The following is a 12,673-nucleotide window of genomic DNA, read 5'->3' on the forward strand; positions in this document are numbered from 1 at the left end:
CGCCCACTTCGGACACCAGCTTGACGTGGATCCGCGCCCGGGGGTTGGCGTTCTTCAGGTCGTGGATCAGCTGCGCCAGGTCCTCGATCGAGTAGATGTCGTGGTGCGGCGGCGGCGAGATCAACCCGACGCCCGGCGTGGAGTGCCGAGTCTTGGCCACCCACGGGTACACCTTGTGCCCGGGCAGCTGGCCGCCCTCACCGGGCTTGGCGCCCTGCGCCATCTTGATCTGGATGTCGTCGGAGTTGACCAGGTACTCGCTGGTCACGCCGAACCGGCCGGAGGCGACCTGCTTGATCGCCGAACGCCGCGAGTCGCCGCCGGGGTCCGGGGTGAACCGCTCGGCGTCCTCGCCGCCCTCACCGGTGTTGGACTTGCCGCCCAACCGGTTCATCGCGATCGCCAGCACCTCGTGCATCTCCTGCGAGATCGAGCCGTAGGAGATGGCGCCGGTGGCGAACCGCCGGACGATCGACGACACCGGCTCGACCTGCTCGATCGGCACCGGTTTGCGCTCGCCCTCGCGGAACTTGAACAACCCGCGCAGGGTCATCAGCTCGCGGGACTGGTCGTCGACGGCCTTGGTGTACTCCTTGAACACCTCGTAGCGACCGCTGCGGGTGGAGTGCTGGAGCTTGAACACAGTCTGCGGGTTGAACAGGTGCGGCTCTCCCTCGCGCCGCCACTGGTACTCGCCGCCGACCTGCAGCGTGCGGTGCGGGGCCTGCACCCCGTCGGACGGGTAGGCGCGGCGGTGCCGCTCGGCGACTTCCTGCGCCAGCACGTCGAACCCGACCCCGCCGAGGCGCGAGGTCGTGCCGGTGAAGCACTGTCGCACGACCTCCTCGCCGAGCCCGATCGCCTCGAAGATCTGCGCGCCGGTGTAGGAGGCCACAGTGGACACGCCCATCTTGGACATGGTCTTGCGGACGCCCTTGCCCAGCGCCTTGATGAGGTTGTCGGTGGCCTGCTTGGCGTCCACGCCGCGGATCGCGCCGGAGCGCACCATGTCCTCGACGGTGGCCATCGCCACATACGGGTTAACGGCGGCGGCGCCGTAACCGATGAGCAGGGCGACATGGTGCACTTCCCGGACGTCGCCGGCCTCGACGATCAGCCCCACCTGGGTGCGCTTCTTCTCGCGCACCAGGTGGTGGTGCACCGCACCGGTGGCCAGCAGCGACGGGATCGGCGCGTGCTCGGCGTCGGCGGTGCGGTCGGAGAGCACCAGCACGTGCGCGCCGTCGGCGACCGCGGCGGAGACCTCCTCGCAGATCTCGTCGAGCCGGGTGCGCAGCGCTTCCCCGCCGCCCGCGACGTGGTAGGTCATCGACACCACGGCGGGCTTGAGGCCCGGGCGGTCGCCGTCGTCGTTGAGGTGCACGATCTTGGCGAGCTGGTCGTTGTCCAGCACCGGGAACGGCAGCGCCAGGTTGCGGCAGGCCGCCGGGTGGTGGTCGAGCAGGTTGTGCTCCGGCCCGACGTGGGTGCCCAGCGAGGTGACCAGCTCCTCCCGGATCGCGTCCAGCGGCGGGTTGGTGACCTGCGCGAACAGCTGGGTGAAGTAGTCGAACAGCTGGCGCGGCCGCTCGGAGAACGCGGCGAAGGGCACGTCGTTGCCCATCGAGCCGATGGGTTCGGCGCCGGTGGTGGCCATCGGCTTGAGCAGCACGCCGAGTTCTTCCTGCGTGTAGCCGAAGACCTGCTGCCGGTGCACCAGCGAGTCGTGCGAGGGCAGCTCCCGCTCGCGGTCGGGCAGGTCGGCCAGCCGCACCACGCCCGCGTCCAGCCACTCCTGGTACGGGTGTTCGGTGGCGAGTTCGCCCTTGATCTCGTCGTCGTCGATGATGCGCCCGGCCGCGGTGTCGACCAGGAACATCCGGCCCGGCTGCAGGCGGCCCTTGCGGACGACCTCGTGCGGCTCGAACTCCAGCACGCCGACCTCGCTGGCCAGCACCACCAGCCCGTCCTCGGTCACCCAGTACCGGCCGGGGCGGAGGCCGTTGCGGTCCAGGACCGCACCGATCTGCGTGCCGTCGGTGAAGGCGACCAGGGCCGGGCCGTCCCAGGGTTCCACCAGGTAGTTGTGGAACTCGTAGAACGCGCGGCGAGCCGGGTCCATCTCGGCGTGGTTCTCCCACGCCTCCGGGATCATCATCAGCACCGCGTGCGGCAGCGACCGGCCGCCCAGGTGCAGCAGTTCCAGCACCTCGTCGAAGGTCGCCGAGTCGCTGGCGCCCGGGCTGGCGATGGGGAACAGCCGCTGCAGGTCACCGGGGATCAGGTCGGTGGCCAGCATGCTCTCGCGGGTCCGCATCCAGTTGCGGTTGCCCTGGACTGTGTTGATCTCGCCGTTGTGCGCGATGTAGCGGTACGGGTGCGCCAGCGGCCACGACGGGAACGTGTTGGTGGAGAACCGGCTGTGCACCAGCCCGATGGCGCTGGCGAACCGCTCGTCGCCGAGGTCCGGGTAGAACGCGCCGAGCTGGGCCTCGGTGAGCATGCCCTTGTACACGATGGTGCGCGCGGACAGGCTCGGAAAGTACACGTCGGCTTCGTGCTCGGCGCGCTTGCGGACGCAGAAGGCGCGTCGCTCCAGCTGCAGCGGCGTCTCCTCGGCGTCGTGCCCGAGGAAGAGCTGGCGGAAGCTCGGCATCGTCTCGCGCGCCGAGGTGCCCGCGCAGTCGGGGGCGACTGGCAGGTCGCGCCACCCGAGCAGTCGCAGGCCCTCCTCGGCCACGATCCGCTCGATGGTCCCCGCCGCGCGCGCTGCGTCGTCGGGGTCGGCGGGCAGGAACGCCGTGCCGACCGCGTAGGCACCGCGTTCGGGCAGTGCGAAGGGCACTTCAGCGCGGAAGAACGCGTCCGGCACCTGGGTCAGCAGGCCCACCCCGTCACCGGTTTCGGGGTCGGCTCCCTTGGCACCGCGGTGCTCCAGGTTGCGCAGTGCGGTCAGGGCCTTCTCGACCAGCTCGTGGCTCTGCCGACCCTGCAGGTCGGCGACGAAGGCGACACCGCAGGCGTCGTGTTCGTGGGCCGGGTCGTACAGACCACCGGCCGCGGCGCTGCGTTGCGCCACGCTTCTTGCATGGTGGGAAAGGGGCATCGTACCTCCCGTCGTCAGGCCGCGGTCCGCAGCAGGGCATGACTCACCCGCGGCGGAGCCGCAAGAACCTTTGGGGGCACTGACAAAAGGATGCGCCGTTGCACTCTTGGTCAGTTTGAGGCACTCTACATATCGAGCGCCCGGAAAGCTACCGTCAAGTAACACCGAATCAAGCGAATGTTACTCGGCTCCCAGGTGTTGGGACAGCGCTGTCGCACTCCCTGCGAGCTCGGGGAATTCTGCACCACGACACTGTCCATACGCGACTACCCGGCGCGACGAGTGGCGTTGTTCACGATCTCCTTGCGGCGGCGGCGAAGTCCCGCGGGGCGGCTTCGGAAGCGGTCCAGCACCAGGCTTTTCGCGCCCGACCAGGCAAGACCCACCTGATCGCCAACGAGTTCCGACCTCCGGGAGCAGCCGCTCCCAGAGGCGAGGTCTCAGCGCGGTTCCGGGCGGAGCCGCTCGTCCACCAGTACTGAGGGATCCGCCGGAGTACTCGCGATCGTGCGATTCCGGACGAAAAGACCGAGCAGCGCCAACAGCAGCAAGCCCAGCAGCAGGTACGGGTTGCCGAAGAAGTGCTCCACCGGGGTCCACGGAGGACCGGTCGGCAACGACTTGAACACGGCGGCCAGCACGGTCACCAGGGTGAGCGCGGCGACGGCCAACCACCACGGGCTGCGCAGCCGAACGGCGTAACCGAGCATCACCAGCAGCGCCGGTGCGCACCACACCCAGTGGTCCGACCACGACGTCGGCGAGACCAGCAGCGCCAGCAGGCCGTTGGCCACCACCGCGAGGGACGGCTCGGTGCGGCGCACGGCGTGGGCCACCACCGCCGCGCAGGCCAGGGAGAGCAGCAGCCACAGGCCGTTCTGCACCGACGACGGCAGCTCCAGGCGGGCCAGCCCGCCCATGATCGACTGGTTGGTGTGGAAGGCCGAACCGCTCACGCCGTGCGCCGGTCCCTTCCCGAACCAGTACTCCACCGCGGCCTGGTAGTTCAGCGCGAAGCCCACCGCGGTGGCCAGCACGGCCGTGGCCACCGCGGTCACCGCCGCGCGGAACTCCTTGCGGAACACCAGGAACAGCAGGAAGGCGGCCGGGGTGAGCTTGATCGCCGCGGCGACGCCGATCAGCAGTCCGCGCGGCCAGCGCGGGTTGATCGCCAGGCAGTCGACGACGACCAACCCCATCAGCGCGATGTTGATCTGCCCGAGCCCGAACGAGGCGTAGACCGGCTCCAGGAACAACGTCCAGGGCAGCAGCGCCATCGCCACCGCGAACGCACCGCGCCGCCCGACGGCGGCCCACATGTGCCGGGTGACCAGGTACAGCGCCGCGCCGATGGCCAGCAGGTCGACCAGGTACAGCGCGACCAGCCCGACCACGAACGGCAGCAGCGCGAACGGCATCAGCGGCAGCAGCGCGAACGGCGGGTACACCCAGGGCAGGACGCGCCCGATGCTGACCGTCGGGGCGGTGTTCATGATGTCGCCCCCGGCCAGCCAGGTGTGCACCGCCCAGCGGTAGACCTGGTAGTCGATGGCCGAGCCGTGGTCCAGGCCGGCCCGCCGCATCACGAGCAGCAGCACGGAGGAGATGACCAGCAGCGGCACCGACGCCACGATGATGCCGCGTGAGCGCCGCACCACGAACTCGCGCAGCCGGGCCGGGAGTTCACCGAGGTCAAGCACAGGATGGCCGGATTTGAACTGCACCGTGGCCACACCGGGTCCTCTCGATCGGGCGACCGACGTCGATCACCGGTGCGTGATCGGCTGATCACGCCGCGTTCGCCTGGGTCGCGGGAATACCCCTTGAAGAACCGGAAAACTTTAACGCACCGAGCCCTCGCCCCAGCGCACGGCTCGCCGGGAACCCTCGGTCATCGGACGGCTCCGTCGAGCGACCCCAGCAGCTTGGCCAGCAGCGAGCCCAGCTGCTCGCGCTCGTCAGCCCGCAGCGGTTCAAGCAGCCGACGCTCGCGCTCCAGCTGCGCCGGGAACAGCCGGTCGATCAGCTCGCTCCCGCGCTCGGTGAGCTGCACGTCGACCTCCCGGCGGTCGCGCTGGGACGCGGTGCGGCTGATCAGGCCCTCGCCCTCCAACCGGGCGAGCCGCTTGGTGGTGGCCGCCCCGGAGGACAGCGTCTCCCGGGTGAGCTGGCTGGGCCGCAGCCCTCCCCCGGCCCGCCGCAGGGCGCTGAGCACCTCGAACTCCATCCGGGACAGCCCGATCTCGGCGAACGCGGCGTCGTCGAGCTGGTTGGTCAGCGCGTTGAGCCGCCGCACCCGACCGATCACGTCGATCGGGGACACGTCGAGGTCCGGTCGCTGCTCGCGCCACTGCGCGCAGATCCGTCCGACCGCGTCGTCCACCGTCACTCCTTCACGGGTAAATCATCTGGTAATATTTTACTAGTGAACGTTTCCGACCGCGCCGCGCCCGACTCCGCCCTAACCCGCCTGCGCCGGACGCTGCGCGTCCGCGACGCGCTGAGGTACACGCGCACGGTCGGTGGGGTCGCGGTTCCCGCGCTGCGGATCGGGGTGTCCTTCGGCGTCCCGATCGCCGCGCTGGCGGCACTCGGCCGGGTGGACCTGGTGCCCTTCGCCGCCTTCGGCGCGTTCACCTCGCTGTACTGCCGGGTCGACACCTGGTCCCACCGAGCGCGCCTACTCCCGCTGATCGCGCTGGGACTGGTCGCGAGCGTGGCCACGGCAACGATGATCGCCGCCACCACCGACGACGCCCTCATCGGGGTCCTGGTGCTCACCGCGATCGCGACGCTCGGCAAGCTGGCCGCCGACGTGCTGGAGTTCGGCCCGCCCGGCGGCCTGATGTTCGTCTTCGCGGCCGGGGCCGCCGCCTACGCCACGCAGGACTGGTCGAGCACAGGCCTGCACATCGAGGTCACCGCCGCCTCCGCCGCGCTGTCGGTCGCGCTGAGCCTGCTCGGCAACCTCCTGCACCCGACCGGCCCGCACCGCGTCGCCGCAGCTCGCGCGCTGGTGGCCGTCGCCGACCACCTCGACAGCCCCAGCCCGGCCACCCGCCACCGCGCGCACCTCGCGGTGCACCGGGCCTCAGCGGCACTGCGCGGCCCCGGGCGCACCGCCAGCACCCTGCGCGCCCACCTGGCGGACGCCGAGCACCTGCTCCACCACCCCGCCGACGCGGGGCACCTGCGCGACCTCGCCCGCAAGGTCCACCGCGGCCGGATCCCCCAGCCCGCCTCCACCCCACCGTCGTCCCCGGCCGGGACGCCGCGCGCCTCACGGGGTCTGCGCGCCAGCGCGATCACGCCGTTCCTGCCCAACGCCGGGCGCATGCTGCTGGCCTGCCTGCTCGCCGGGCTGATCACCATCCCGGTGGGGCTGGGCCACGCCTACTGGGCGGTGGTGTCGGCCAGCGCGGTGCTGCAGTCGACGCACGCCACGGCCACCTGGCTGCGCACGGTGCAGCGCCTGGCGGGCACGCTGGGCGGCGCCGTCCTGGCGGTCGCGATGTTCGGCCTGCACCCGAGCCCGCTGGTGGTCCTGGCTCTGGTGGTGGTCTGCCAGCTGGTCGCCGAGGTGTTCGTGCAGGCCAACTACGCGCTGGGGCTGCTGTTCGTCACCCCGCTGGCCCTGGGGCTGGCCTCGCTGAGCAACCCGGCGGCGCACGACGAGCTGATCGTCGAGCGCATCACCACGACCGTCCTGGGCGCCCTGGTCGCCGCGGCGGTGAGCCTGGTCCTGATCAACCGGCAGTCCGCCCGCCGCCTGCACGCGGCCCTGGCCGAGTGCCAGGCGGCGCAGCAGCAGCTCCGCGCGGCGGAGGAGTCCACTGTGGCCCGGGCGCGCCTGACCCGCGCGGTCCTTGCCCTCCGCAACGCCCACGCCGTCGCCGACGGCGAGCCCTGGCACCGCAACCCCCGCACCCGGGAAGTCCTCGACACCGAGCACGCGGCCTACGAACTGCTGGCGGCCACGGCCCCGTCCCGCGCGAGGGCGTGACGGCGACCGCGGCCGCTGGGGATCACCTGGGTTCGAGGACGAAGACCGGGATCTGCCGGTCGGTGCTCCGCTGGTACTCGGCGTAGGCCGGGAAGGCCGCGACCGCCCGCTCCCACCACTCGGCGCGTTCCGCGCCGTCGACCTCGCGCGCGACGACGTCCTTGGTCACCGTCCCGTCCTGCAGGCGGAACTCGGGGTGCGCCTTGATGTTGTGGTACCAGTTCGGGTGCTCCGGCGCGCCGCCCTTGGAGGCCACGACCGCGTAGCGGCCACCGTGCTCCACCCGCATCACCGGGGTGTAGCGCAGCTTGCCGCTCCTGGCACCGCGCAACGTCATCAGCACGACGGGTGATCCGTTGATCTCGATGCCCTCGGTGGTCCCGGTCTCGAGGATCTTCCTGGTCTGCTCCTGCACCCAGCTCGTGGGGCTGAACTCAACGCTCTGGTCCGACATGTCCACCCGCAACACGCGCCGGGCCGGCACCATTCCCGGACCGCCGGAGCTCCCCCTGATCGGGCGACCGGCTACGCGGATCGGCGGGAGGATCCGCGCTCCACCAGCTCGGGGCGGAGCAACTGCGTCCGACGTGGACTGGACGGGTCGGCGACGCGCTCCAGCAGGTAGTCCACGGCGGTGGTGCCCACTTCCTCGGCGGGCAGCCGCAGCGTGGTCAGCGCCGGGTCCAGGTAGGCCGCGAACGGGTGATCACCGTAGCCGACCAGCAGCACGTCGCCGGGCACCGACAGACCGCACTCCCGCAGCGCCTTGAGGATGCCGAGCGCGAAGTAGTCGTTGCCCGCGACGATGAGGTCCGGGTGGTTCTGCGCGGTGATCAGGTTCGCCGCCATCTGGTGGGCGTCGTCGGGTCGCCACGGCTGGCTCGCGCCCGCCGCGCGCCGGGTCTGCACCTTGATCACCAGGGACCGCTGCTGGTCGATCCCGCTGGAGTCCAGCGCGCGCCGGAACCCGGCGATGCGCGCCTCCGTGGTGCTGATCCGCAGGTCCTCCTCGAACAGCCAGGCGCGGTCGATGCCCGCGGCGACGCGCTCGACCGCCTCGGCGACCCCGGCCTCGGCGTCGATGCCCACGAAGTCGAAGCCGAAGTCGGGGAGGTCCCGGCTGACGAAGACCACCGGGATCTTCGCGGCCACCAGCCGGGACCAGCTGTCCCCGTTGTGCTGCACCGGGATTGCGATGACACCGTCGACGCCGTAGGTCAGCAGCTGCTGGACGGCCTCCCCCTCGTTGGCCTCCGACTCCTCGGTGACCAGCAGCAGCACCGAGTAGCCGGACCGGCGGCAGCGCTGCTCCACGGCCGAGATCAGCGCGGCGTAGAACGGGTTGGAGGGGTTGGTGATGACCAGGCCGATGACCATCGTGCGGCCGGACACGAGGGAACGGGCGTGGCTGTTGGGGACGTAGCCGAGCCGGGCGGCCTCGGCCCGGATGGTGTCGCGGGTCCGCTCGCTCACCTGGCTCTTGCCGGCGAGGGCGCGCGAGACCGTGTTGACCGACAGGCCGACCGCGTCGGCAACGTCCTGAAGCGTCACGCGACGTGACCGAACCATGTGCTCCCCAACGCCTCGCGGTGTCCGCTGATCAGCTCTTGCCGACCAGGTAGATCCGCACCGTCGCGGACGGCTCCTGGCCGACCACCCGACAGCTTAGCCGCAGCCACTGCCCGAACCCGGTGGCCAGCCAGCTGGTGACACCGGCCGCGACCACCGGGTGCGCGACGCCGTCGAGGTCGCACCAGTGCAGGCCGTCCGCCGAGATCTGGGTGGTGAACTCCAGCCTCGTGCCGGGTTCCAGGTCCAGCGCGTGGACGAAGAAGCGGGCTTCGCTGGCCCACGGCAGCTCGTAGGGCTCCGTGGTGAACGACTCGCGGACCTTGGCCTTGCGCTCCAGGACCGCCGTCGTCGTCGATCGCATCACAAGCATGTCACCAGTCCACCGAGATGAGGACCGAGTCCAGGAACAGGAAGTTCCGGACGTCGGCGTGGGTTCGCACGGAGAAGTAGAAGTTCAGCAGGTTGTCCAGCGTCTGGTAGCGGTCCGGGTAGACCGGGACCGGCACGTCGCGCATGTCCATGACCGTGTCGTTGACCTGCAGCTCGACGTTCCTGCGGGCCTCGGTGTCGATCTGCCAGCGCAGGTAGTGCCAGTTGATCTTGGTGGGGACCTCGTTGACGCACAGCTCGGCGGGTTCGCCGAAGGTGCGCCAGTCCGCCGGGTTCGGCGCGGTGAAGTCGCTGGCGTAGGGCAGCGAGAACTTGCCCTCGAAGTGGTCCCGCGGGGTGGGCTCGGGCACCGTCGGGTACATCCACTGCCGCGTCATCTCGTTGTCCAGGTTGGTGTTCTGGTAGCGCGCGACGTTGTGGTAGCGCACCCCGTTGTCGGCGCAGATGTCGGTGGCCACGGTGAACGCGCCGAACTCCGCCTCCGAGGGGTGGTTGTTGCCGTCCCAGCTCACGGCCCGCGCCGACTGCCGCGGCGGACCCACGTTCGCCTCGGCCTTGAACGCGAAGTGGGTCTCGATCTGGACCAGCCCGCGCCCGGCCATCGTCAACCGGCGGATGGCCACCGCGGTGTGCCCCTTGTGCGGGCGGGTGGCGAGCTTGAGCGCGTAGTCCCCGCTGAGCGTGCCGTGGGTGCCCACGTCGAAGAACGAGCACGTGGACAGCTGCGGCGGCCGGAAGTCCCACATGTGGTCGTCGACCGTGTCGAGGTCGCCGGTGCCGTCGTAGTTGCCCAGCAGCTCGGTCCACCCGTGCGTGCTCGTGTCGAAGGTGTCGTGGCACAGGACGCGCGGCAGGGGGTTGAACTTGGACAGCTCCACGTCGTACCCAGGGGGACTGGGGCGCCGGGCGCCCTCCCGCCGGACTGGGGCGGTGGTCATCTGATCTCCATCTCATCCGATTTCGCGCCGATGAACATTAACGTTCATGTCGACGGACGGAAGGCTAATACCTTGCTCTGAACATTGTCCAGCCGTACTCTCATCGACCAACATGAACGTTTAGGGCAATGTTGCTCCCCCACGTGAGGTCTTGATGGCACGCAGAATCAGCCGAGCCACGGTCGCGTCGACGATCGGCACAGCTCTGGAGTGGTACGACTTCTCCCTCTACGGGACGGCTGCCGCGCTGGTCTTCCCGGCCGTGTTCTTCCCGGCAGGTGACGGCTTCGCCGCCACGCTGTCCTCGCTGGCGACCTTCGCGGTCGGCTTCCTCGCCCGCCCGGTCGGTGGCGTGCTCATCGGCATCATGGGCGACCGCGTCGGCCGCCGGACGATGCTGTTCCTGACGCTGGTGCTGATGGCGATCTCCTCGACGCTGATCGGCCTGCTGCCCGGCTACGCGACCATCGGCGTGGCCGCGCCCGCGCTGCTGGTCGCCCTCCGCGTGCTGCAGGGCATCGGCGCGGGTGGCGAGTACGCCGGTGCGATGTTGATGTCGGCCGAGCACGCCGACCGCCGGTCCCGCGGCCTCAACGCCAGCACGCCGACGCTCGGCAACGCGGTCGGGGCGCTGATCGCCACCGGTGTCTTCGGGCTGACCGCGGCGGTCATGTCCGAGGAGCAGTTCCTCGCCTTCGGCTGGCGGATCCCGTTCCTGATCAGCTGCTTCATCGGGGTCGCCGGGCTGGTCATCCGGCTCAGGATCTCCGACAGCCCGGAGTTCCACGAGGCGAAGGCCGACGACGGCGTCTCCCGGTCACCGCTGCGCGAGCTGCTCGGGTCCTCCCGCGGCAAGGTGTTCGCGGGCATGCTCATCAGCGTCGCCCCGAACGTCATCAGCTACGTGCCCTCGGTCTACGCACTGACCTACCTGGCCGAGAACGTCGGTGCCCCGGCGTGGGTCGGGCTCACCGGTGTGGTGATCGCCAACCTGGTCAAGCTGGTGAGCGTGCCCACCGCGGGCTGGTTGTGCGACCGGTTCGGGCGGCGCCCGGTGATGATCACCGGGTCGGTCGCCGCCGCGGTGATGTTCTACCCGTTCTTCGTCATGCTCGACACCGGCACCCCGGTGCTGGTGTGGGCGGCCTTCGTCCTCGTGTTCACGTTGTGCAACGACCTCACCCTGGCGTCCCAGGCGACGATGCTGTCCGAGCTGTTCGACGTGCGACACCGCTACACCGGGGTCACCTTCAGCCGGGAGATTGTCGGCGCGCTGGTCGGCGGCTGCCTGCCGTTCGTCGCGGCGCAGCTGAGCGAGTGGACCGCCGGTTACTGGAGCATCGTCGTCGTCTGCGCCGCGCTGTGCCTGCTCTCCGCGCTGGGCGCGCTGCTGATCCCGGAGCCGGAGCACCTGCGCGAGCAGCGCACCGCGGTGACCGCCACCCGTTGACCCCGAAAGGCACCACCCGCTCACGAAGGAGACCGTGTTGCGCATCAAGATGCTCTGCTTGTCCACCGGGTTGGCCGTGGCCGCCGCCAGCGGGGGGCTGGCCTCCGCCACGCCCGCGACCACTGTGGACGACCCGCTCAAGGCGTGCTCGAACGCCGCCGAAGCACCCGTGCAGACCCGGGCGGTATTCAACGAACCCGTGGGCGGGGACCCAGCGGCGATCATGGGCCAGCTCTGCTCGCTCATCAAGCAGGCGCCCGCCGGGTCCCAGATCCGGATCGCCCACTTCGTGGTCAGCGGCGACGCCGGGGCCGACTTCGCCGAGGTGCTCACCGAGGCGCACCGCCGCGGCGTGGCGGTCCAGGTGGTGCTCGACGGGTGGCAGGACGACACCCCCGCGGCGCAGGCCATCCGGGACGAGCTCGGCACCGACGAGGCGCAGCCGTCCTGGCTGCACGTGTGCAGCAACACCTCGCCGGAGGGCAACACCTCGTCCTGCCTGGGCACCAAGGGAAACCACAACAAGATCGCGCTGTTCTCCGAGACCGCCGGGCAGCACGACGTCGTCATGCAGTCCTCGGCCAACCTCACCGACGTCAACTCCCGGACCTACTGGAACAACGCCGTGGTCCTGCTGGACAACCCGGAGCTGCACGCGGTCTACGACCGGTACTTCTCCGAACTCGCCGCGGAGGAGCGCACCTCGGCCACCGAGGGCATCTTCCACACCGACATGCCCGGCGGCCCGGTCGAGGTGTACTTCTCGCCGGTGCCGGAGGGCGACCCCGTCGTCGACCAGCTGGCGGAGGTGCGCTGCACCCCGACCACCCGGGTCGAGGTGGGGATGTCGGAGATCGACGACACCCGGCTGGCCGTGCTGGAGCAGCTCGTCCGGCTCTCCGACGACGGCTGCGCGGTCCGCGTGGTGCACGGCAGCATCGAGCCCGAGGGGCAGGAGCTGATCGAGTCCACCCCCGCCATCCAGGCCCGGACGCTGGAGAACGCGGAGCTGCCCGGCACCGTGCACTCCAAGTTCGCCCTGGTCGACCACGGCACTGGCGGCTGGGTGACCACCGGCAGCCAGAACTGGAACAACACCTCGCTGCGCCGCAACGACGAGGCCACCCTGACGCTGCACCAGCCCGCTGTGGTCGAGGCCTACTCCGCCGCCTTCGATCGGATGTTCACCGCCGCTGGCTGAGCTTGCGACCAGC

At 70.5% G+C, this 12,673-nt stretch carries 10 protein-coding genes; 3 read left to right on the forward strand and 7 right to left on the reverse strand.

All coding sequences use genetic code 11. From position 1 onward, the window contains the following. The 3 genes from gltB to ABT324_RS13355 form a co-directional block, all read right to left on the reverse strand. On the reverse strand, positions 1–3,106 hold a 3,106-nt coding region (gltB, locus tag ABT324_RS13345; RefSeq protein ID WP_351175845.1), incomplete at its 3' end, for a glutamate synthase large subunit. Positions 3,107–3,546: 440 nt separating this feature from the next. After that, positions 3,547–4,830 carry a glycosyltransferase family 87 protein gene (locus tag ABT324_RS13350; protein ID WP_351175847.1) on the reverse strand — a complete coding sequence of 428 codons (1,284 nt, stop codon included), beginning with the start codon at positions 4,828–4,830 and terminating at the stop codon, positions 3,547–3,549. A gap of 167 nt (positions 4,831–4,997) precedes the next feature. Then, positions 4,998–5,489: a MarR family winged helix-turn-helix transcriptional regulator gene (locus tag ABT324_RS13355; RefSeq protein WP_351175849.1), complete on the reverse strand. Its 492-nt coding sequence runs from the start codon at positions 5,487–5,489 to the stop codon at positions 4,998–5,000. A gap of 42 nt (positions 5,490–5,531) precedes the next feature. On the opposite strand from ABT324_RS13355, the gene ABT324_RS13360 reads away from it, so the two are divergent. Continuing rightward, positions 5,532–7,109, forward strand: a complete 1,578-nt coding sequence (locus ABT324_RS13360) for an FUSC family protein (protein ID WP_351175851.1) — start codon at positions 5,532–5,534, stop codon at positions 7,107–7,109. A gap of 22 nt (positions 7,110–7,131) precedes the next feature. Here ABT324_RS13360 and ABT324_RS13365 read toward each other — a convergent pair whose 3' ends face one another. The 4 genes from ABT324_RS13365 to ABT324_RS13380 form a co-directional block, all read right to left on the reverse strand. After that, on the reverse strand, positions 7,132–7,563 hold the full coding sequence (locus ABT324_RS13365) for a nitroreductase family deazaflavin-dependent oxidoreductase (RefSeq protein WP_351175853.1): 432 nt from the start codon (positions 7,561–7,563) through the stop codon (positions 7,132–7,134). Positions 7,564–7,634: 71 nt separating this feature from the next. Next, positions 7,635–8,660 carry a LacI family DNA-binding transcriptional regulator gene (locus ABT324_RS13370; RefSeq protein ID WP_351175855.1) on the reverse strand — a complete coding sequence of 342 codons (1,026 nt, stop codon included), beginning with the start codon at positions 8,658–8,660 and terminating at the stop codon, positions 7,635–7,637. Between the two features lie 49 nt (positions 8,661–8,709). Beyond that, on the reverse strand, positions 8,710–9,042 hold the full coding sequence (locus ABT324_RS13375) for a hypothetical protein (RefSeq protein WP_351175857.1): 333 nt from the start codon (positions 9,040–9,042) through the stop codon (positions 8,710–8,712). 10 nt (positions 9,043–9,052) lie between these two features. Beyond that, positions 9,053–10,009 (reverse strand): DUF6772 family protein, encoded by a 957-nt coding sequence (locus ABT324_RS13380; RefSeq protein WP_351175859.1) that lies wholly within the window; start codon positions 10,007–10,009, stop codon positions 9,053–9,055. A 154-nt stretch (positions 10,010–10,163) separates the two neighbouring features. On the opposite strand from ABT324_RS13380, the gene ABT324_RS13385 reads away from it, so the two are divergent. After that, a complete protein-coding gene (locus ABT324_RS13385) occupies positions 10,164–11,459 on the forward strand; it encodes an MFS transporter (RefSeq protein ID WP_351175861.1) in 1,296 nt (431 codons plus the stop codon). 34 nt (positions 11,460–11,493) lie between these two features. After that, positions 11,494–12,660 carry a phospholipase D-like domain-containing protein gene (locus ABT324_RS13390; RefSeq protein ID WP_502949736.1) on the forward strand — a complete coding sequence of 389 codons (1,167 nt, stop codon included), beginning with the start codon at positions 11,494–11,496 and terminating at the stop codon, positions 12,658–12,660. The last annotated feature ends 13 nt before the right edge of the window (positions 12,661–12,673 follow it).

It is taken from the genome of Saccharopolyspora sp. NPDC000359, assembly GCF_040300525.1.
GTDB lineage: Bacteria > Actinomycetota > Actinomycetes > Mycobacteriales > Pseudonocardiaceae > Saccharopolyspora.